Here is a 20,736-nt window from a genome sequence, read left to right as displayed (position 1 = left end):
ATTTTTATAAAAGGGAGATGTGATAGTGATAAACTTGTATATCAAGGATGTCAACGTAAAGATGGAATTAAACGGTGTCTTTTGGAATGAGGATAGAATTGCTGAAATGATGGTGACTACAAAAGCAGAACATTCTCTTATTCTTCGTCTATTAGTTGACTTAGAAAGTAAAACTATTAGTGCGATGAGTGCCGAGATAGTGAATGGATTCTGCCCTCTGTGCGAACAGAAAAGGGATGAATGTAGTGAACTTAATGACTCACAAAACAAAATGGATATTTTAGAAGAAGCCTACGATTGGGTGAGAGAACATCCAAAATATCGTTTTCAATTATCTTTTTACGAGTACAATAAATTTGAGGTAGTGAAGTGAAATTTTCATTTTACCAACATACATAGTGACTAAAAGGACACCAAAAACTTATAGAAGGACTTGGTCAACTAAAAATATTGAAGCGAATATTTGTAATGGAAATACGTTTGTAGAGCAAGGAAGGGATCTACTTGACCTTGCAAAAAATGTCATCTTGGATTAAAAAAATTTAAAAATAAGCATATTTTGTTATAAAGCAGAGAAACCGATTCTTAGTAGAATCGGTTTTTAATATAAATGACAACTATGTTCCAAATAGCGAGCATGTGATACTGTAAAACAAAAAGACACTAAATAGTTTGTTTATGTAAATAACGTTTAGTACATGGAAGCATTTATTCACTCCCGTTCGGATCATAAGAATACTGCTGCTTCTTCTCAATCCGCTCAATTACATCCTGCAATTCATCTGGCCTCAGAAATTCGATAGGAGAGAACCCCTTCTCAAACGTAACCGAATCCATCAGCAAGTCGCTATAATACTTATTAATCTTTTAACAACTTGTCTCCAAAATAGCAGGGGGTACATAGAATACTATATATATGATTTTAAAGGAGATATTTTCTTGACGAAAAGAAATTGTAGGAGCCACCATCCTTCGTTTGCTCCCTTCATAAGCCCCAACCCTATCACCTCATTTAATCCGATTCAACGTTATCCTAAAATTGATAAAACAGCTTTCATAAGTCCATTTTCTAGTGTGATAGGCGATGTGAGAATTAAAAATAATGTATATGTAGCTCCTAATGTAAGCGTTCGTGCGGATGAAGGAACTCCATTTTATATTAGTTCAAACACAAATCTGCAAGACGGAGTTATCTTACATGGTTTATTGAATAAATTCGTTTCTATAGAAGAAAATGATCAGACCTCCGATTGATTAGTAATATGAAATTGTATAAAAAAAGTGGTTTTAGTATCCATATACCTTTAGTGACCACAAAATAGATATGTAAATGTGACCAAAATAAAAGAGCGCTTGTTAATAGCGCTCGGTAAAAATAGTTATATGGAAGCATTTATTCAATCCCGTTCGGATCATAAGAATACTGTTGCTTATTCTCAATCCGCTCAATCACGTCTTGCAATTCATCCGGCTTTAGAAACTCAATTGGAGAGAATCCTTTTTCAAATGTAAGTGTGTCTGCTTCGATCATTAGTACGTATCGGTCATTTACCTTTGCGATATGTATTTGATCTCCAAAATCAGCAAGCAGGGCCTTCACAGAGATATGATCTGCTTTTAACTTTAATTCTACTTCAGGAGCATGCTCGACGATTTGAGCGGTAGCTTCCATTACTTCTTCGGTTGAAAATTGTTCCATAATTTCGCGTTTCGGACTGGCAGCCCATACTTCCATCGCTTGGTCGAATTGTTCGCGTTCTTCAGTACCTTCTTCAAATACATCTTCAATTTGGTCGTATACCATGTCCATTACTTGTGTTTTCATAATTTCAGGCATAGAGCGTTCGTATTCGACGAATTTTAAGAAGTCTTCAAAGTAACGGGCGTGTGATGCTTGGTGTATTTTTAGTTCGCCTACTTCGACCATGCCTTCCTCAGGCATGTACGGATATTGGATAGATTTCATGTTTTTTGTTGTGATGGCCATTTCAACGTTACGAATCAGTGTTGATTCATCTGAAATAGAAGCAACTTTCGGTTCAAAGTCACATTTCATAACGAAAACGAATGGATCATCAAAGTATTTGCGTAGTTTTGCTTGAGCGATTAAAAATACACCACCACGTACAGCGCTTGTGTCAAGATATGTATAAACGAGAGGTTCGCTCATATCTTTGAAGTTTTCTTTTATTTCTGCAAAGCGAATACGATTAAAAAGGTTGTAATGAGGGTTTGAATCAAGTTCATGTCCTTCTTCTACAATAAAGCGACCAATTTTGGTTGGGGCTTGTTCTGTTTTTGCGTGACGTTCTACTTTTCGCTTTGAAATTTTTAATAATTCACCATTCAAAAATTCTTTTAAAGAGCTATCTTCATACTCTTCAGCGTCTAATGTTTGAAAATGTTTATAGCGTTTATCAACTGCTTCACCTTTTCCTTCTACTTGTACTACATAAAAGGAAAGAAAATTTATTTCAAAATCCATATTTATCACCTTGTTTCATTTCATTAACTCTTATCAGTATAGAGATGGAAAAAACTTTCGTCAATTTATATAAGGAAGGGGGAGCCCCTTCCTTATATATTTGTTATTTTCGAAATTAAAATCCGTCTTCTAATGCTGAAAATGGAATGTTTAGTCTATTTTCTACTGTACGTAAACGTTGATTTAAGCGGTTTAATCTACGCGTATGACGCTCAACTGTGTTTTCTAGTTGACGTACTCTTTGCTCAAGCTCATTTACTCGTCGTTCTAGTTGACGGTTTCCAGTACCAGGGAAAGAGATTGGAAGTTGAAATTGGCGATTTTGATCATATGGATTAACTTGTTCTGATTGATCTATATATTGTTGGTATTGTGTCTCTAAATCATACTGAGGTTGGTAACCATATTGGTTATATGGATCATAAGGATTGTAGGGATACATAAACACATCCTCCATTTCTTTATAATTAGGTTAAATTCACCATAATGTATGTGCAGAAGCGGAGTAGTGGCACGGCAAATACCTAGATGCGCTGAAGGGATTGATTGTTTTGATCTATAAAAATTTGGTTTCAGTTGTTTAATAATGATCATATATGAGAAATCAGCATTACGTTTTATGAAGCATGTAGGTGAATAAAGAGGTGAAATGAAAGAGTTTTACAATTGTATTCCATGCGTTAAATGGTATATACTGGATAGAGATAGGTTACATAAAAGTTACAATCTTATCAAACTCGAAAATTTATATTAATATGTATAGACATTTACAAAAGAAAAGAGTAATTTAAATAGAGTAAAAAATAACTTGTAACATTTTCTAAATATATTGTAAAATGATTGTAACAAAACATACATAAAAATGAAATAATACATAAGAAATGATGTTGGGGAAAAGGAGAGAGTATATTGTTCCGTAAAGTAAAGGGTATATTAGTAGGGGTGCTATGCGTAGCTATAGTAAGTGGTTGTGGCGCAAAAGTAAGTGATGTTGCATTAGTGAGTGATATTGGTGGGAACGTTGTAGAGGCTAAGGCTGATGTACAGGATTCAATTAGCTTAGTGGATGGTCGTACTGGTACTGAAGTGAAGAAACTAGATTTATCAAGCTTAGGTTATTTTGAAGATGAAGCGAAATTCAAAAAATCGGTATCAAAGGTTGCTAGTGAGGTAGGAAAGAGCGTCGATAAAAAGATGGTTCCTTCACGTTTAGCGCCAGATGGAACGTGGCAAGAAGGAAAACCTTCGTATGAATTAATGGAAAAAGAGTTAGTAGACAAATTATTAAATGTAGGTATGTGGGATTCTACTTATCAGTTACCAATTGTGGAGAAAAAGCCTACCGCAACATTAAGTGATGCGCAAGGCAGTGGTACTGTAATTGGTAGATATGAAACGAATTTAGGTGGCTCAACAGGTGGTCGAATTGAAAATATTCGTTTATCTGCTCAGAGCGTAAGTGGAGTTGTTTTAGCGAAAGGAGACCGTTTCTCTTTTAATGAACTAATTGGAGATACAACACCAGATAAAGGGTACCAATTAGGAAAAGAAATTGTAGATGGTAAATTAGTAGATGGTTATGGTGGTGGCGTTTGTCAAACATCATCTACTTTATTCAATGCGGCAGATCAAGCTGGTTTGAAAATGGTAGAGAGAACTACACATTCTAAAACAGTAGGTTATGTACCACAAGGAAGAGATGCTACAATTGCATATCCATATTTAGACTTAGTATTTGAAAACACGAATGATGCTCCTGTTAAGTTGTATATGGGCATACAAGGTGGAAAGCTAGTTGCTGAAGTACATAAAATGAGATAAATATCATAAGCTATAAGAGTAAAAGATTGGAAGCTGGTATTTCTAAGTTTGTTAGAAGTACCGGCTTTTTGTGTACGTTGTATAAAGAAGAGTAATTTTGATGGCATATTGTTTGTATGTAAGAAATAAGTATGGGTTTAATTCTTAGTTTTCCTATTGACATTGTTTTAATTTAGCTGTATTCTTCATAATAACAACTTAATAAATGGAAAAATTTATTAGTTTTCTTATCAAGAGAGATGGAGGGACTGGCCCGATGAAATCTCAGCAACAGGCTACAAAAGTACTGTGCTAATTCCAGCAGACGTATGAGGCGTCTGGAAGATGGGGGGAATGGATTAACATTCAACTCTTCTTATATGTGTAAGAAGAGTTTTTTGTTTAGAGAGGGGGGATAGAATGAAATTTGATGTAACGTATTTTTTAGAAAGTTTTCCGCAATTATTTAAGTATGTATACATAACTTTAGGGATTACTGTTGTTTCCATGATTATTTCTTTCTTTATAGGGATTGGCTTGGCAACCATAACAAAAAACAAAACGAAATTTTTATATCCAATTGCAAGGGTGTATATCTCTTTCTTTAGAGGAACACCGTTATTAGTTCAATTGTTTGTGTTGTATTTCGGATTGCCACAAATATCTCCGGCTTTTACAGTACTTACAGCTATGCAAGCAACTTTAATTGGTCTCAGTTTAAATAATGCTGCTTATTTGTCAGAGATAATTCGAGGTTCATTAAATGCTGTTGAATCAGGGCAAATGGATGCTTGTTTATCAGTAGGGATGACAAAAGCACAAGCGATGCGGCAAATTATCTTTCCGCAGGCTATTCGTGTAGCAGTGCCGTCACTTGGAAATAATTTTGTTGGATTGTTAAAAGAATCTTCGTTATCTTTTGCGCTTGGGGTGGCTGAAATTTTAGCACAAGCGAAAATGTTAGCTGCTCAATCGTATCGTTATATGGAAAGTTATTTAGCGGTAGCGATTGTGTATTGGATTATTACAATTGCAATTAGCTGGGGGCAGAAAAAATTAGAAAAGAAACTTGATGCGCCGTATTTATAACAGAAATGAGGTGAAGTATGTGATTGAGATAAGTGATTTGTATAAATCCTACAAACATAATGAAGTGTTAAAGGGAATTTCACTTACTGTGAAAAAAGGGGAAGTGGTAGTAATTATTGGACCTTCTGGTTCAGGGAAATCGACACTACTGAGATGTTTGAATTTATTAGAACAACCGAATGATGGAAGTATTAGAATTGAAGATTTGGAGATTCATGCGAAGAAACTTTATAAAAAAGAAATAATACAATTACGGCAAAAAACAGCTATGGTTTTTCAAAACTATAATTTATTCAAAAATAAAACAGCACTGCAAAATATTACAACGCCATTAACGGTTGTACAGAAAAAAAGTGAGGAAGAGGCAAAGGGAATAGCTAGAGAAATATTAAAACAAGTAGGGTTAGCTGAGAAAGAAGATTTTTATCCAACGATGCTATCAGGAGGGCAACAGCAAAGGGTAGGGATTGCTAGAGCAATGGCTTTAAATCCCGCTGTATTATTATTTGATGAACCGACTTCTGCGCTTGATCCAGAATTAGTTAATGAGGTACTGCAAGTTATTAAAGACTTGGCAAGACAGCATATAACGATGGTTATTGTTACACATGAAATGAATTTTGCAAAAGATGTGGCTGATCGCATTATATTTATGGCGGATGGAATTATCGTAGAGCAGGGAACGCCAGAAGAGATTTTTCGAAACCCACAAAATGAACGTACGAAAAAGTTTTTACGACAATTAAATGCATCTGAAGAAGGAAATCATTTCGTTATTTAGGAGGAAGAGTTATGAGAAAATCGTCATTATTACTAACGATAGCATTAACACTATCAGTTGGAGCTTTGTCTGCATGTGGTTCTAACGTATCAAGTGAAAAAACGAATGAAAAAGTAGTGAAAGTTGGGACTTCTGCAGGTCGTAGTCCATTTATTTTTAAAGAGGGTGAAAAAGTAAAAGGTTTTGATGCTGAAATTATTGAGGCGGCTGCTAAAAAAGCTGGATATAAAGTAGAATGGAATGTTTCTGATTTTGAAGGATTATTTGGTTTATTAGATTCAGGTCGTATTGATACGATTGCAAATGAATTATCCGTTTCTCCGGAAAGAAAAAAGAAATATGATTTTTCGATCCCATATGTGTATTCAGGATCTGTTTTTGCGGTGAAGAAAGAGAATAATACAATTAAATCGATAGAGGATCTAAAAGGAAAAACTGTAGGTGTTGGACTTGGTACAGCAGGAGAGCAGGAGTTAAAAGCTTTAAATAAAAATAATGCTTTTACGATTAAAACGTACTCAGAGGATCCAACGGCGGAATTGAACGAAGTAGGATTTGGACGCGTCGATGCTTATTATAATGATAAAGTTCAAGTGGAAACAACAATAACAAAGGCGAAACTAGATAATGTGAAAGTTGGATTTGGTCCACTTGAATGGGGAGAGATTGCATTTCCATTTGCAAAAAAGAGTGAAAAGTTAGAAGATATAAATAAAGCGTTAAAAGAATTAGAGCAAGATGGAACATTGAGTGACATATCGAAAAAATGGCTAAAAATTGATGCTACAAAAAAACAAAATTAAGGTGTATTCGTTGAATGGGGCTATGACCTATCAACTTATATAAAAAACTAGAGGAAACTGGAGAGGAAGTTATTTATGGTACAAATTCATCCGAAAACACGTATTGGTCATGTTACATTTAAAGTGAAAGATTTAGAGCGTCAAATTGCTTTTTATGAAAATGTTGTTGGTCTAGAGGTAATTAAGAAAGACGGGAATACAGCATATTTAGTAGGGAAGGGTGGTAAGAATACGTTACTTGTTCTTGAGCAACTGGAAGATGCAGCGCTGCAAGAACCGCGTACGACGGGTATATATCATGTCGCCTTTTTAGTTCCGACTCGTGAAGCTTTTGCTTCGGCACTATTTGGTGTGCTTCGTAATAAGAACGTAATTGATAGTCCATCTGAGCAAGAAGGGCGTTATACATATTCAAATGAAATTTTACCAATTTCAAGGTTTAATAGCGCAAGTGATCATACGTATAGTGAGGCGTTTTATTTACAAGACTTAGAGGGTAATGGTATCGAAATATATGCAGACCGTCCACGTGATCAATGGGGAGAAGGGCCAGGAGGAAGTACGCCGCTTGACTTAAAAGAACTGGCAACGCTCGTTGATTATGAGGTCGATGGATTACCAGCTGATACGGTTGTTGGACACGTACATTTACGAATAGCTGATGTAGAAAAGTCTCATGAATTTTATGTAGAAACAGTAGGTTTTGAAGTGCAGCAGCGTGAAGATGATTGCTTATTCATTTCGGCAGGAGGGTATCATCACCATATCGGTGCAAATACGTGGAATGGGGTAAATAATCCGCACCCGCCAGCACATGCAACTGGATTAAAAGTGTATACGATTGTACTACCACATAAAGAAGCGTTAGATGAAGTAAAAGAAAGATTAATAGAAAAACAACATGAGATAAATGAAACTTCAAATGGATTTACCGTAGTAGACCCAAGTGGTATTACAGTGCAGTTTGAAATAGAGGCGTTATAAAAGAAACCAGAAAGTGTGCTATCACTTTCTGGTTTCTTTTTGATAAGTAATCCAAGTAGGACAAGGGTTAAAAGGAAAAGATTTTAATATTTCCATTGCATACATACTCGTCGAATCGAATTCACCTTGAACGAAAGAATAACCGTTTTTATTTGCATACGTAGTTTGTTCTAAAACGAGCAGTTTTAGTAATGGTAAATTGTCCGTAGTGTGAGTCCCACACAGTCCTAGTTCTAGCGTATTATCCTTTTTTGATGTATGGAGGAAAGAGTACCCAATAATCTCGTTCTCTTCATCGATAATTAGAAAGCTTCCTTCAAGTAGGATATCATCAGCTAAGATCATTTTTTGCCAAGTTTCGAGGGGGAATGAGGCAACGGGATTTGCTAGGTGAGTCTGTTCGTAATTCATTTTTACTAAGTGCGCTAGTTTTTTTAATAAACTATTGTTGGATAAGATGTTCGATAAGGTTTGTAAATGATAATTTAAATTAAGGATTTGATTGGTAAGTATTATTTTTTGTAAGTCTAATATCGGCATATATGTTCTTCGGATTTCCGTAAAATTATGTTCTTCATAATAAGCTTTTAAATGAGCTGATGTTTCCCATATAGAGGTTTGTAATGGTAGTTTGAAGTTTTCTCGTTTTTGAATCTCGTTTAATAAAAATTGTTCAATGTGTAGCCCTGAATAGAAAGGTTTCGTATATATTCGAAAGTATGTGCAGTATGGATGGAAGTTGCTATTCCAGGCGAAAAAGATGCCTACTACATCTTTTTTATAGTAGGCAACATACGCACATTTTGTTTTATTATCTTGTAATAAGTTAAATAGATAAGATTCTTCATTGTATAAATCAATAAGTTGTTTTATTTTTAGCTCATTACTTCTACTATATTTCTCTATAACAAGATTATGTTCATTGGATGACTTTTTCATAGCTCAATCCAAAACCTTCTTACTACATTCCCATCTTCCTCAGTGAAATCATCATCACGAAGTCCACCGTTATGTAAAATCGTTTTCTCAGAAGCTGTATTCACTTCGTCGCAAACGACAAGTACTTTCGTGATGTTTAATTCCTTCGTTTTTTCTAATGATAATTCTAGTAACTTCGTAGCATAACCTTTTTTTCTTTCAGAAGGGCGAATGCCATAACCGATATGACCTCCAGCGTTAAATAGATGTTCAGTTAAACTATGGCGTATATTAACAGCTCCTACAATTCTATTATTATCTGTAACGAGCCAATACGTAGAATCTGGTACCCAAGTTTCCGGAATATTTATTCCGTTATGTGCATCGAGCAGTTCTTGAATCATATCTGGGAAGTTAGAAGGGTCTTTTGAAATAACCCATGGAATCATCGTTTCACCGCTATCTTTCCATTCGTTATAGAAATCTAGGTATTCTTTTTGTAAATCAGTAGTAGGTGTAAGTAAAGTGACGTTCATTGTTAGTAAGCTCCTTTTATTTGTGTAGTATTTTCAAAAAATCACGGCATAAAATGAAAACGTTTTCTGAACTTTCTCAACCTCATTTCATGCAGCCTACATTCCGTTTTTAATTAAAAATTAGTTACGCTTTAAAATTTAAAGTAATCATATGAAAAGTATGTTGTTTTTATTTATGTTAATATTTTAAATATTAACATAAATAAAACGGGATATTAAGTATATTTTAACGAAATGCTTTCATATCGATAAATGGATGTGTGTGATAATTTTTATTTTATCTATCTATAATGAATGAAAGGGGGAAGTGTCCGTGAGCTTACATATTGATTTTATTATACGAATTGGTGTTGCTGGTTTATTAGGAGCAATGATTGGTATTGAAAGGGAAATTCGATCAAAAGAAGCTGGATTAAAGACTCATTTCCTCGTAGCGGTAGGGAGTGCTTTAATAATGGTTGTTTCGAAATATGCCTTTTCAGATATTATATTTGAAAATCATATGTCTCTTGATCCAAGTCGTATTGCAGCCCAAGTTGTTAGTGGAGTGGGGTTTTTAGGTGCAGGTACAATTATTATTCAAAAACAGGCGGTGAAAGGATTAACGACAGCGGCTGGTTTATGGGCTACAGCAGGAATTGGATTAGCGATTGGAGCGGGTATGTATGTAGTAGGGATTGGAGCTACGATTCTCGTTTTAATTGGTTTAGAGATTGTAAGTCGTATTTTTAAGGTGCAATTTTTATTTCCACAAAATATAACAGTGCAAATGTGTATTAATAAGCATGAAGCAGTACAACAAATATTAGAAACGCTACAAGTGAAAGGTATTCCAATACTTTCATATGAAGTTGAAACTTTACAGCGAGATACAGGTGTAGTTTATAAGGTAGGAATGAAGCTGAAAAATATATCACCTGAAGAAAAGAATGCATTTATTCAGCATATGCAAACATTACCGGAAGTCACGTTTATAAAGTTAAAATCATAGCGTTGAAAAAGAGGATAGATGTAGCAGGAATTTCGCTATTATCTATCCTTTTTTGACACGAATTGTATGGGAAGTCAAGTGTTAATTTTGCTTTGAATAGATACATGTGTGAACGTTACCTTATTTTTTCTCAATACATAACAAATAGTCAGAATAGTAAAATTATGGTGCGGGACACTAAAAATGTAAGGTAGGGGAGATTATGAAAGGCTATTCAAAAAAAATGTTAGTAGGGGTAAGTTTTGCTAGTTTAATGTTAGGTAGTTTTCAAGGGAACATATCGGCAGAGGATACTAGGGGGGAACAAGTTTCTTATCGAAATGTGCTCAAAATGGAGCCAGTTGGTGTACAATTGCCGATGCAAGAGTTAGCGCACTCATCTAAAGTGCTAGAAAACAAATCGTTTGAGAAAAGGCTACAATTAGCCGATTTATCGCAAAGACCACCAGAAGTAAAAAAAGAAAGTCAGCAATTAGCTGTAGCGAAAACATATACAATTGCTGAGTTGAATCAATTAAGTAATCAGCAGTTAGTAGATTTGCTCGTAACTATTAATTGGGAGCAAATTACGGGGCTATTTCAGTTTAATAAGGACAGCCTTGCATTCTATCAAAATGATAGTAGGATGCAGGCGATTATTGATAAATTGAAGCAGCAAGGACAAACTTATACGAAGGATGATTCAAAAGGGATTGAAACGTTAGTAGAGGTATTACGTTCTGGGTTTTATTTAGGTTTTTATCATACAGAACTAAGTAAACTTAATGAACGAAGCTATCATGACAAGTGCTTACCTGCATTGAAAACGATTTCTCAAAACTCAAATTTCAAACTCGGTACGTTAGAACAAAATAAAGTTGTATCGTCATATGGAAAATTAATAGGAAACGCTTCTAGTGATGCGGAAACGATTTCATCAGCTGCGAACATTTTCAAGCAATATAATGATAGTCTTTCTACATTTATAGATAATCGTTCAGCAGGTAATGCAGTGTACGATATTATGCAAGGTGTCGATTATGATATTCAGTCGTATTTGTACGATACGAATAAAGCACCGAAAGATACAATGTGGTATCAAAAAATAGATAGTTATATTAATGAGTTAAGTAGATTTGCGTTAATGGGAACAGTTACAGCGAAAAACGGATGGCTTATTAATAATGGGATCTATTATACAGGTAGACTCGGTATGTTCCATAGTACAGGGACGAAAGGATTGCAAGTTGTAACAGATGCGATGAAAATTTACCCATATTTAGGTGAGCAATATTTCGTAGCAGCTGAGCAAATTACGACGAATTATGGTGGGAAAGATGCAAATGGTAAAGTGGTTGATTTAGATCAAATACGAGAAGATGGTAAGAAAAAATATTTGCCAAAAACGTATACGTTTGATGATGGGGCAATTGTTTTAAAAGCCGGAGATAAAGTGACTGAAGAGAAAGTGAAACGTTTATATTGGGCAGCAAAAGAAGTGAAAGCACAATTCCATCGTACGGTTGAAAGTGATCAACCTTTAGAAAAAGGAAATCCAGATGACGTATTAACAATGGTTATTTATAATAGTCCAGCTGAATATCAATTTAACCGTCAATTGTACGGATATGAAACGAATAACGGCGGTCTTTATATAGAAGGAACAGGTACGTTCTTTACTTATGAACGTACGCCAGAAGAAAGTATTTATAGTTTAGAAGAATTGTTCCGACATGAGTTCACGCATTACTTACAAGGTAGATATGAAGTGCCAGGACTTTGGGGGCAAGGTAAGATGTATGAGAATGAGAGATTATCTTGGTTTGAAGAAGGGAATGCTGAGTTCTTTGCAGGTGCAACGAGAACGGACAACGTCGTTCCAAGAAAGAGCATTATAGGAGGGCTATCTTCAAATCCAGCAGAACGTTATACGGCAGAGCGAACGTTAAATGCGAAGTATGGAACGTGGGATTTCTATAATTATTCCTTCGCTTTACAATCGTATATGTACAATAAGAGATATGATATGTTTGACAAAATACATGATCTTATTAGGAAAAATGATGTTACAGCATATGATGCATATCGCTCTGCTTTAAGTAAAGATGCGAATTTAAATAAAGAGTATCAAGACTATATGCAAATGTTAGTAGATAACCGTGAGAAATATAATGTTCCATTAGTATCAGATGATTATTTAGCAACTCACGCACCGAAACCAGTTTCAGATATTGCGGCAGAAATAACGGCGGAAGCAAAATTAAGTAATGTATCAGTAAAGAAAAATAAATCACAGTTCTTTAATACATTTACACTACAAGGAACATATACAGGAACAGCTACAAAAGGAGAATATGAAGACTGGAAAACAATTACGCAAAACGTAAATGATACGTTAAAACGTTTAAGTGCGAAAGAATGGACAGGCTACAAAACAGTAACAGCTTACTTTGTGGATTATCGTGTGAATGCATCAGGGCAATTTGAATATGATGTTGTGTTCCACGGCATTAATACAGAAGAAGGTGCAGTGAATAAAGCACCAATTGCGGTTATAAATGGTCCGTATAGCGGAAATGTGAATGAAGCAATCTCGTTTAAAAGCGATGGATCAAAAGATGAAGATGGGAAAATTGCTTCTTATAAATGGGAGTTTGGCGATGGTACTATAAGTAATGAACAAAATCCAACTTACGTTTATACAAAAGAAGGAACATATACGGCAAAATTAACAGTAACAGACGATAAAGGAGCAGCTACTAGTGTTACAACGAACGTAACAGTTAAAAAGAAAGAAGATAACAGTGTAGAACAAGAGCCGAATAATTCATTTAAAACAGCGAATAAACTGCAGTTAAATCAATTGTTACGGGCTAGTTTAGGAAACGGTGATACAAGTGATTACTTTGAAATAAATGTAGAAACTGCGAAAAACCTTCAAATTAACGTAACGAATGAAAATAATATCGGAATAAACTGGGTTCTTTATTCAGAAGCAGATTTAAATAATTATGTTACGTATGCCCAGCCGCAAGGGAATAAATTAGTGGGCAGCTACTATACGTATCCTGGGAAGTATTATTTACACGTATATCAATATGGTGGAGGAACAGGGAATTATACAGTAGAAGTGAAGTAGTAAAAGGGGCGCCCGTGAATGGCGCCCTTTTTATTACGCGTTATACCCAAATAATTTTAAATCTTCTCCTGAGTCTGAAATTATTTTTTCGAATCGCAATCCTACTTTTTCTAACAGATTGCCTGAAGCAGCATTATCTATAGAAGTAATTGCTACAATTCGTTTCATACCTAGTTTATGTACAGCGTATTCGATTACCGCAGCAGCTGATTCATAGCCGTACCCTTTCGAACGGAATTTTTCTAAAAAGGCAAAGCCGATATCAACATCTTCTAATGAATCTCTTTTAATAAGGCCGCACATGCCAAGTGGAGTGAGATCTTCTTTTCGTTCAACTAAGTAAAGACCAAAGCCCATTTTATTATACATATCGACAGGTCCGTTTAAGATGTAATTTTTTGCATCTTCTAAGGTTTTAACCCTTTTATCACCGATAAACTGAATCCATGCAGGATCGTTTACTAACTCGAGAATGAACGGAGCATCTTGTATATCGAACCAACGAAGAGTGAGTCGTTCTGTTTCAAGAACTATCAATCTATTGCACCACCTTTATAAGTTATAATAATTAGTATGGATTGTGTAACACAAAAGCGCAACATATTTTAATAGAGCCCTGCTTGTTCACATAAAGTTCGATTGTTTTGTATAAAAGGATATTTTATAATTAGGATTGACTGTAAAGAGTGAGATGCATTATACAATGACTCCTAGGAAACTAGGAGTTTTTACTATATAACTATCATTATTACTAAATATGACGCACTACACATTCTACTTAAGGAGGTACATAATGAAGAAATTATATTATGCATCGTTTACGTATTTAATTATTGGTTTACTATCAGGAATATTCGCTAGGGAGTATGGAAAATATAAAGGGATTTTAGGATCTACACTATTAAATCTTTTGCATACGCATACGTTAGTACTTGGCTTTTTCTTCTTTTTAATTGCTTTGGGATTAGCAAAAGTATTCGCATTTCATGAAGCGAAAAGTTTTAATAAGTGGTTTGTTTTACATAACATCGCATTAATTTTAATGTTAGGTTCGTTAGCAGCGAGAGGGCTTCTTCAGTTAAATGGAGCGGATTTCAAAGGGTTAACTTATATTGTTGGGTTTTCTCATTCGTTGATGGCGGTTACTTTAATTTGGTTTATGTTGTTAATAAAGAAGTCATTTAAAATATAGTCTTATAGCAAAGAACTTGCAATAATTATTGCAAGTTCTTTTTGTTTATTCGACAGTAGGAAACGAATTTCAAATATGTAAAACTTGAATTATTTAACTTTTCGGATTATTATGTATAAAATAGTTAACATATTTTGTAATTCTAATTTATAGAAAGTAGGAGAGTATACGATGGAAATAACAGTAGAGCGTTTAGTAAATGAATTAAGGGGTATACTTCCCGAAGATCGAGTAGTTGTGAATAAGACAGTAAGAGAGTTACATAGTAAAGATGAATCTTATCATACTAGTAGTTTACCTGATGTAGTTGTTTTTCCGAAGACGACCGAAGAGGTCAGTAGGATAATGAAAGTAGCGAGTGAGCATGAAAAACCTGTCGTTCCTTTTGGGGTAGGTTCTAGTTTAGAAGGTCATATAATTCCTTATGAAAAGGGGATTACAGTTGATTTTTCATTAATGAACAAAATACTTGAAATAAGAGAGAAAGATTTTCTAGTGAAGGTACAACCGGGGGTGACACGCTCTCAGCTCAATAAAGAATTGAAAAAGTACGGTCTGTTCTTTAGTGTAGACCCAGGTGCAGATGCAACGTTAGGTGGAATGGCTGCTACGAATGCGAGCGGAACGACAGCAGTTAAATATGGGGTAATGCGTGATCAAGTTCGTGATTTAGAAGTGGTTCTTGCTGATGGGGAAGTAATACATACTGGGAATTTAGCAGCGAAGTCATCATCAGGTTATCATTTAAATGGAATTTTCGTAGGATCAGAAGGTACGCTTGGATGCTTTACAGAGTTAACATTAAAAGTATACGGCATACCAGAACATATTATGGCAGCGAGAGCGTCGTTTCCAACTGAAAATGATGCAGTAGAGGCGGTTATAAACATTTTGCAAGCTTGTATTCCAATTGCGAGAATTGAACTTGTAGATGAATTATCTATGAAACAAGTAAATCATTATAATGAAACAAGTTACAGAGAAGAGCCTACATTGTTTTTAGAGTTTCACGGTAATGAAGCTGGGCTAAAGCAAGACATTGAATTTACGAAGGAAATTGTTTTTGATCATAAATGTAAAGAAGTTGCTTTTGAAACTGAAACTGCGGCGAGAAATAAATTATGGGATGCAAGACATAATTTAGCTTACTCTTACGTTCATAGTTATCCTGGTAAAAAACTAATGAGTACGGATGTTTGTGTACCAATTTCAGAATTAGCTGGTGCAATACAGCATGCGAAAGAGACATTAGAAAAGAATGGTCTTGTTGGTGGTATTCTTGGCCATGTAGGAGATGGGAATTTCCATGTGCTATTAATGATTGATCCAAATGATAAAGATGAAGTGAGAAAAGGGGACGAAATAAACGAAAGTATCGTACTGTATGCTCTTAAACGTGGTGGAACGTGCACAGGGGAGCATGGCGTTGGGATTGGAAAACGGAAGTATCAAGAAGAAGAACATGGGGCGGCATTAATCGTAATGGAAAAAATAAAGAAAGCTCTTGATCCGCAAAATATTTTGAATCCGAATAAGGTGTTTGAATTAAAGGATAGGGGCTGATCGGGTGAAAGTACTAGAAGCGATAAGTAATATAGCTGGAAAGTATTTTGCATTTTGGGTTATTTGTATTGCAGCTATTGCGTATTTTATTCCCGCTCCATTTCTCGGGTTAAATAGTTACATAACGATTTTACTCGGAGTTGTCATGTTTGGGATGGGGTTAACATTAAAGGCTGTTGATTTCAAAATCATAGCTACAAAACCATTGCCAGTTATTATCGGTGTATGTGCTCAGTTTATTATTATGCCACTTGCCGCATACGTACTAGCCTACGTTATGAAGTTACCAGCTGAATTAGCAGCTGGACTAGTGTTACTCGGTTCAGTACCGGGTGGCACTGCATCAAATGTTATGGTTTATTTAGCGAAAGGAAACTTAGCGTTGTCTATTGCGATGACGTCATTATCAACGTTACTAGCACCAATTGCTACACCACTCATTTTATTACTACTTGCAGGACAATGGATGCCGGTTAATCCTATGTCTATGTTTCTTTCTATCGTACAAGTCATTATCATACCTATTATTTTAGGATTAGTAGTAAAGAAGTTTTTCCCTAAAACTGTTACGAAAGGAATGACTGTTATCCCTTTAATATCGGTTTTAGCAATTATCATTATAGTTTCAGCGGTGGTTTCAGCCAATGTAAGTAGTATTACTTCTTCAGGACTTCTTATCTTTATTGCGGTTATGCTCCATAATGCATTTGGTTTTTTACTCGGATATATAACAGCGTTCGTACTTGGACTAGACGAGGGGACAAGAAGAGCTATTTCAATAGAAGTAGGAATGCAAAATTCAGGATTAGGTGTTGCGCTAGCAACCGCACATTTTGGACCAGCTGCGGCACTTCCAAGTGTATTAGCAGCAGTATGGCATAATATTGCAGGGCCGATTTTAGCAACCATCTGGTCAAAAAATGCAAAGAATACTTTCAGTGATGAAAATTTATCGGTAAATATAGAAAAATAGGAATGATAAAGAATGCAAAAACGTATTGTACATTTTGAAGGGCTGGTTGTTTTTGTAGCTACGATTTATGCGTATTCAATATATGAATTTAGTTGGATTATATTTTTTCTGTTCCTTTTAGCTCCAGATTTATCAATGTTAGCGTATGGGATAAATAATCATATAGGTGCTAAAATCTATAATATATGTCACACGTATATTATATCTATATTAATTGCTATAGTAGGTGTCTATTTTAAGGTAGATACTGTTATTATGATTGGCTTAATATGGACAGCGCATATTGGAATGGATCGAATGTTTGGATATGGCTTGAAATATGAGACGGATTTTAAAGATACTCATATTCAAAGGTTGTAATTGCTTTTGAGGAGAGGGATATATTGAAACAGAGAATTACTATCGAAGAATATAGCACCAAGTGGGAAAGTGAATTTAATAAGCTACAAACTCTCATTAACGATGTAATGGAAGACAGCATTTTATCTATTGAACATGTTGGGAGTACATCTATTAAAGGACTTACAGCAAAACCAATATTAGATATTGATATCGTAATAGAAGATTATAAATTTTTTCCTGAAGTAGTAAAAAAACTTGAAACGATAGGATACTATCATCAATCGGAATGGAGCTTTAAAGGAAGAGAGGCGTTTGGAAGAAAGGATGCTTTCGTTCCGTGGAATGAAGAAAATACAGTTTGGATGGAACAGCATCTATATGTGTGTGATAAGAATAGTGAAGAGCTGAGGAGACATGTAGCGTTTCGGGATTATCTTCGTGAACATGCCGATGTTGCTATTGAATATGGGCGCTTAAAGGAAAAGTTAGCAAGAGAGTCGAAAAGTAGAACTGGCTATAGTGGAGGTAAGGCGGTATTTATTACAAATATATTAGAAAAAATAAACTAAAGCGGCATGGAGTATATGCCGCCTGTTCTATTTTGATAGAAAGCTGCCATTGTAAAAGAAATACAAACTGGCACTGTTGAATGAAACGATTTCTAAATATAATGAGAAATAAAAGATCGGAAAAGAGGGAGATTATGTACATACCAAAATATTTTGCAATACAAGATGAAGAGATGAAGTACGAAATAATTGAACAAAATAGCTTTGCGACGTTATTTTCTCAACATAATGGAGAACCATATGCAACGCACTTACCGTTGTTACTAAATAGGGAGACCCTGACTTTACATGGTCACTTCGCACGTCCGAATGAACAGTGGAAAGATAGTGGGAATCAAGAAGTATTAGTTATATTCCAAGGACCACATAGCTACATATCGCCGTCGTGGTATGAAACAAACAATGCAGTGCCAACATGGAATTACGTTGCAGTACATGTATACGGTAAATTAGAAATTGTTGAAGATGAACAGGAATTAATAGATTCTCTTCAAGGTTTAGTACATACATATGAAGATCCACAGAGTAGCTACTCGCTAAATGAGGTGGATTCGAATTATATGGCAGGATTAAGTAAAGGTATAGTGGGCTTTAAAATAAAGATAAATAAAATAGAAGGAAAAGCGAAGTTAAGTCAAAATCATTCTGCGGAAAGAAGAAAATTAGTTGTAGAGAAACTTGAGAAAGTTGGTAGTGAGGGGAGTAAAGCAATCGCGGATTTAATGAAAGGAACAAAATGAGTTCTGTGAAATAAAGGTAATTTGCTAATTTTGTAGAAAATATACTTTTACTTAAAAGAAAATGCCTCCGTAGCTCTAGAAGGGAAGAGCGCCGGAAAACATGTCGCACCGGGTCGCAAGGCGAAGGTTTCAGAAGCACCGAAAAGCAAATAAGCTGAGACAGGTGGAATTCCTGTCGGTGAAATTCCGTAGGGAAGCGTGTTTCCCTTAGCCTATGCTTACGAAAGGAGTGCGGGTTCGAATCCCGTCGGAGGCATATGGAAAACCCTGTATGAAGAAATATTCGATTACATTAACTCAATAAGTGCATTTAAAAAAGACCTTCTGAATTGAAGGTCTTTCGTTTTTTAAAGCGCTTTTACAGCTGTTGTTGAGTTGTAGTCTTTACTTACGTCAACAGATTGAACAAAGTCAGGTCTTTGTGGTGCGGGAAGATCGGCGTGACTTGCTTTATATGTAAATGAACTATTTATCCCAATAGACACAATTCCAATAACAGATAATCCTAATAAGATAGAACTAATTTTTTTTATCATTTTAATGCCCCTTTCTCAAATGTTTTTTCTTTTGCTTGTAATGCTTTATGAAAATACTCACTTGCTTTTATGTGATTATTTTCATCGTAAAGTTTAACTGCTAATTTCTCTGAATATTCTTGAGTGTAGTTATATAAAGATTCTTTGTCGAAATACGTAATTCCTTCAAGAATAATATTTTCTAGATCTTCAGTTGTCTCATTATTGTTAAGAGAATTTAAAATTTTAAAATGAAGTATATATTCATCATTGTTTAGTTCTGTACAAACTTCCAATCCTTTTTTGATAAGTTTTTCAGCAATGTTTATTTCACCAAGTTTAGAATGCTCTCTGGCTTGTAAAAAGAGCGATTTAAAGTGTGTAGGTATTTTGGTTGACACCTCTGATAAATGTCGAATCGCTAGTGAAGACAGGTTTTGACTTGCATAGAGCCAACCTAGATTATTACGAATGCTTAAAACTAAATCATTTGCGTTTAGTTTTTGTAAAATGGAAAGAGCAGAATTGAACTTTTCCTCTGCTTGTTCATATTGCTTTAAAAATACACATGAGGAACCAATTATATTGTCGCAAAGTGCTAATTTTATCTCAAACCCGTTTTCAGTCATGAACATATTTCTGGCTTTTGTTGCTTGCTGAATTGCTTCAATAGGTTTATAAAAATGTTGGTTAAAGATAGCGAATCGGTAATTAAATTCTGCTTCCTCTAGTTTATCTGAAACATTGCCTAGTAGCTTTTCAGCATTTTCGTAATGCTCGCTAGCTAAATTGTAGTTTGTTGTTAAAGTAGCATGAATAGCTTTAAATAAATGATAGTAGTAAGAAAGTGAATGGTTAGATGAGATTGAATAAGAATCTATCTTATCAAAACTATGTTTTGAAATGCTTAAACTATCTACTAAAACTTTATATCGAAAATCTAGTAAGGAATGATATAATGCTACGTTTTCATCTTCTTCAAAGTTTAGTTCCTTTTCCTCAATTTCATGCTTTAAGTTGGTCGCCTGAGACACATCTTGTTTAAGCATAGCTAAATACCAATCATTAAATAATTTCGTAATTTGTTCATTACCTTGTAGTTGAACGTTCATGAAATCCCCTCGCTTTTTGAATATTCTTATAAAATATAGTATCAAAAATAACAATATTTAGAAATGATGTTTTATATTTCTCAACATTTGTATAGTAGAGTTGTGATTAAGCTCATTGAAATGGAGTGGAGTTTGTTTTTGGAGTAAAGAAAGAGCAGAGGAGATAGTATAAAAAAGGGTGTGTTCACACAATTTGTATGAACGCACCTTTTTACATATTAAACA

21 protein-coding genes, 2 pseudogenes and 1 riboswitch are annotated in these 20,736 nt (G+C 34.9%); of the genes and pseudogenes, 15 read left to right on the top strand and 8 right to left on the bottom strand.

From position 1 onward, the window contains the following. Positions 1-25 precede the first annotated feature (25 nt). The gene (locus LUS72_RS17200) at positions 26-373 is read left to right on the top strand and encodes a hypothetical protein (RefSeq protein ID WP_264447500.1); all 348 of its coding nucleotides are present in this window, start codon (positions 26-28) and stop codon (positions 371-373) included. A gap of 335 nt (positions 374-708) precedes the next feature. Here LUS72_RS17200 and LUS72_RS17195 read toward each other — a convergent pair. Then, a pseudogene (locus LUS72_RS17195) lies at positions 709-867 on the bottom strand (DUF3898 domain-containing protein); the annotation flags it as partial. A 72-nt stretch (positions 868-939) separates the two neighbouring features. Here LUS72_RS17195 and LUS72_RS17190 point away from each other — a divergent pair. Continuing rightward, positions 940-1,239, top strand: a pseudogene (locus LUS72_RS17190) (carbonate dehydratase); the annotation flags it as partial. 154 nt (positions 1,240-1,393) lie between these two features. Here the strand turns inward: LUS72_RS17190 and LUS72_RS17185 are convergent. After that, the gene (locus LUS72_RS17185; protein WP_264447496.1) at positions 1,394-2,485 is read right to left on the bottom strand and encodes a DUF3900 domain-containing protein; all 1,092 of its coding nucleotides are present in this window, start codon (positions 2,483-2,485) and stop codon (positions 1,394-1,396) included. A gap of 115 nt (positions 2,486-2,600) precedes the next feature. Beyond that, on the bottom strand, positions 2,601-2,927 hold the full coding sequence (locus LUS72_RS17180; RefSeq protein ID WP_071747617.1) for a hypothetical protein: 327 nt from the start codon (positions 2,925-2,927) through the stop codon (positions 2,601-2,603). A gap of 467 nt (positions 2,928-3,394) precedes the next feature. Between LUS72_RS17180 and LUS72_RS17175 the strand changes: the two genes are divergently transcribed. From LUS72_RS17175 to LUS72_RS17155, 5 genes are all read left to right on the top strand, one after another. After that, positions 3,395-4,306 carry a VanW family protein gene (locus LUS72_RS17175; RefSeq protein ID WP_097832770.1) on the top strand — a complete coding sequence of 304 codons (912 nt, stop codon included), beginning with the start codon at positions 3,395-3,397 and terminating at the stop codon, positions 4,304-4,306. 224 nt (positions 4,307-4,530) lie between these two features. Beyond that, positions 4,531-4,637: riboswitch (SAM riboswitch) on the top strand. Positions 4,638-4,705: 68 nt separating this feature from the next. After that, on the top strand, positions 4,706-5,374 hold the full coding sequence (locus LUS72_RS17170; protein ID WP_264447492.1) for an amino acid ABC transporter permease: 669 nt from the start codon (positions 4,706-4,708) through the stop codon (positions 5,372-5,374). A gap of 19 nt (positions 5,375-5,393) precedes the next feature. Further along, the gene (locus tag LUS72_RS17165) at positions 5,394-6,155 is read left to right on the top strand and encodes an amino acid ABC transporter ATP-binding protein (RefSeq protein ID WP_170961061.1); all 762 of its coding nucleotides are present in this window, start codon (positions 5,394-5,396) and stop codon (positions 6,153-6,155) included. Positions 6,156-6,166: 11 nt separating this feature from the next. Continuing rightward, on the top strand, positions 6,167-6,958 hold the full coding sequence (locus LUS72_RS17160; protein WP_264447489.1) for an amino acid ABC transporter substrate-binding protein: 792 nt from the start codon (positions 6,167-6,169) through the stop codon (positions 6,956-6,958). A 75-nt stretch (positions 6,959-7,033) separates the two neighbouring features. Beyond that, positions 7,034-7,942 (top strand): VOC family protein, encoded by a 909-nt coding sequence (locus LUS72_RS17155; RefSeq protein ID WP_097832773.1) that lies wholly within the window; start codon positions 7,034-7,036, stop codon positions 7,940-7,942. A gap of 21 nt (positions 7,943-7,963) precedes the next feature. Here LUS72_RS17155 and LUS72_RS17150 read toward each other — a convergent pair whose 3' ends face one another. Together LUS72_RS17150 and LUS72_RS17145 are read right to left on the bottom strand one after the other, a co-directional pair. Then, complete coding sequence (locus tag LUS72_RS17150) at positions 7,964-8,881, bottom strand: GNAT family acetyltransferase (protein ID WP_097832774.1); 918 nt, start codon at positions 8,879-8,881, stop codon at positions 7,964-7,966. Beyond that, positions 8,878-9,396 (bottom strand): GNAT family N-acetyltransferase, encoded by a 519-nt coding sequence (locus LUS72_RS17145; RefSeq protein WP_097832775.1) that lies wholly within the window; start codon positions 9,394-9,396, stop codon positions 8,878-8,880. The genes LUS72_RS17150 and LUS72_RS17145 overlap by 4 nt, the downstream gene beginning before the upstream one ends. Positions 9,397-9,709: 313 nt before the next feature. Between LUS72_RS17145 and LUS72_RS17140 the strand changes: the two genes are divergently transcribed. Further along, positions 9,710-10,387, top strand: coding sequence for an MgtC/SapB family protein (locus LUS72_RS17140; RefSeq protein ID WP_097832776.1), 678 nt, complete (start codon positions 9,710-9,712; stop codon positions 10,385-10,387). 202 nt (positions 10,388-10,589) lie between these two features. After that, positions 10,590-13,505: a collagenase ColA gene (colA, locus tag LUS72_RS17135; protein ID WP_264447482.1), complete on the top strand. Its 2,916-nt coding sequence runs from the start codon at positions 10,590-10,592 to the stop codon at positions 13,503-13,505. A 33-nt stretch (positions 13,506-13,538) separates the two neighbouring features. Here colA and LUS72_RS17130 read toward each other — a convergent pair whose 3' ends face one another. Beyond that, positions 13,539-14,042 carry a GNAT family N-acetyltransferase gene (locus LUS72_RS17130; RefSeq protein WP_264447480.1) on the bottom strand — a complete coding sequence of 168 codons (504 nt, stop codon included), beginning with the start codon at positions 14,040-14,042 and terminating at the stop codon, positions 13,539-13,541. A gap of 256 nt (positions 14,043-14,298) precedes the next feature. Here LUS72_RS17130 and LUS72_RS17125 point away from each other — a divergent pair, with 256 nt between their 5' ends. The 6 genes from LUS72_RS17125 (at position 14,299) to LUS72_RS17100 (ending at position 18,884) form a co-directional block, all read left to right on the top strand. Then, positions 14,299-14,697 carry a DUF2871 domain-containing protein gene (locus LUS72_RS17125; RefSeq protein WP_264447477.1) on the top strand — a complete coding sequence of 133 codons (399 nt, stop codon included), beginning with the start codon at positions 14,299-14,301 and terminating at the stop codon, positions 14,695-14,697. A 171-nt stretch (positions 14,698-14,868) separates the two neighbouring features. Continuing rightward, positions 14,869-16,260, top strand: coding sequence for an FAD-binding oxidoreductase (locus tag LUS72_RS17120; RefSeq protein WP_264447475.1), 1,392 nt, complete (start codon positions 14,869-14,871; stop codon positions 16,258-16,260). A 4-nt stretch (positions 16,261-16,264) separates the two neighbouring features. Further along, a complete protein-coding gene (locus LUS72_RS17115; RefSeq protein WP_097832533.1) occupies positions 16,265-17,233 on the top strand; it encodes a bile acid:sodium symporter family protein in 969 nt (322 codons plus the stop codon). 12 nt (positions 17,234-17,245) lie between these two features. Next, positions 17,246-17,593 (top strand): DUF4260 domain-containing protein, encoded by a 348-nt coding sequence (locus tag LUS72_RS17110; RefSeq protein ID WP_264447472.1) that lies wholly within the window; start codon positions 17,246-17,248, stop codon positions 17,591-17,593. A gap of 23 nt (positions 17,594-17,616) precedes the next feature. Next, positions 17,617-18,144: a GrpB family protein gene (locus LUS72_RS17105; protein WP_097832535.1), complete on the top strand. Its 528-nt coding sequence runs from the start codon at positions 17,617-17,619 to the stop codon at positions 18,142-18,144. A 134-nt stretch (positions 18,145-18,278) separates the two neighbouring features. Continuing rightward, positions 18,279-18,884, top strand: coding sequence for an FMN-binding negative transcriptional regulator (locus tag LUS72_RS17100; protein WP_264447469.1), 606 nt, complete (start codon positions 18,279-18,281; stop codon positions 18,882-18,884). A gap of 347 nt (positions 18,885-19,231) precedes the next feature. On the opposite strand, the gene LUS72_RS17095 is transcribed toward LUS72_RS17100, so the two are convergent. After that, positions 19,232-19,420 (bottom strand): Phr family secreted Rap phosphatase inhibitor, encoded by a 189-nt coding sequence (locus tag LUS72_RS17095; RefSeq protein WP_000592005.1) that lies wholly within the window; start codon positions 19,418-19,420, stop codon positions 19,232-19,234. After that, positions 19,417-20,511 (bottom strand): Rap family tetratricopeptide repeat protein, encoded by a 1,095-nt coding sequence (locus tag LUS72_RS17090; RefSeq protein WP_097832537.1) that lies wholly within the window; start codon positions 20,509-20,511, stop codon positions 19,417-19,419. The genes LUS72_RS17095 and LUS72_RS17090 overlap by 4 nt, the downstream gene beginning before the upstream one ends. Positions 20,512-20,736: the final 225 nt, after the last annotated feature.

It is taken from the genome of Bacillus cereus, assembly GCF_025917685.1.
In the GTDB taxonomy this organism is placed as follows: domain Bacteria; phylum Bacillota; class Bacilli; order Bacillales; family Bacillaceae_G; genus Bacillus_A; species Bacillus_A cereus_AT.
The sequence above is the reverse complement of the archived record's forward strand: the minus strand, read 5'-3'. Positions and strand labels throughout refer to the sequence as shown.

Coding starts and splice junctions, on each gene's coding strand:
- LUS72_RS17090 (WP_097832537.1), bottom strand. CDS start 20,511: ATGAACGTTCAACTACAAGGTAATGAACAAATTACGAAATTATTTAAT.
- LUS72_RS17125 (WP_264447477.1), top strand. CDS start 14,299: ATGAAGAAATTATATTATGCATCGTTTACGTATTTAATTATTGGTTTA.
- LUS72_RS17185 (WP_264447496.1), bottom strand. CDS start 2,485: ATGGATTTTGAAATAAATTTTCTTTCCTTTTATGTAGTACAAGTAGAA.
- LUS72_RS17100 (WP_264447469.1), top strand. CDS start 18,279: ATGTACATACCAAAATATTTTGCAATACAAGATGAAGAGATGAAGTAC.
- LUS72_RS17150 (WP_097832774.1), bottom strand. CDS start 8,881: ATGAAAAAGTCATCCAATGAACATAATCTTGTTATAGAGAAATATAGT.
- LUS72_RS17170 (WP_264447492.1), top strand. CDS start 4,706: ATGAAATTTGATGTAACGTATTTTTTAGAAAGTTTTCCGCAATTATTT.
- colA (WP_264447482.1), top strand. CDS start 10,590: ATGAAAGGCTATTCAAAAAAAATGTTAGTAGGGGTAAGTTTTGCTAGT.
- LUS72_RS17110 (WP_264447472.1), top strand. CDS start 17,246: ATGCAAAAACGTATTGTACATTTTGAAGGGCTGGTTGTTTTTGTAGCT.
- LUS72_RS17180 (WP_071747617.1), bottom strand. CDS start 2,927: ATGTATCCCTACAATCCTTATGATCCATATAACCAATATGGTTACCAA.
- LUS72_RS17145 (WP_097832775.1), bottom strand. CDS start 9,396: ATGAACGTCACTTTACTTACACCTACTACTGATTTACAAAAAGAATAC.
- LUS72_RS17155 (WP_097832773.1), top strand. CDS start 7,034: ATGGTACAAATTCATCCGAAAACACGTATTGGTCATGTTACATTTAAA.
- LUS72_RS17160 (WP_264447489.1), top strand. CDS start 6,167: ATGAGAAAATCGTCATTATTACTAACGATAGCATTAACACTATCAGTT.
- LUS72_RS17120 (WP_264447475.1), top strand. CDS start 14,869: ATGGAAATAACAGTAGAGCGTTTAGTAAATGAATTAAGGGGTATACTT.
- LUS72_RS17095 (WP_000592005.1), bottom strand. CDS start 19,420: ATGATAAAAAAAATTAGTTCTATCTTATTAGGATTATCTGTTATTGGA.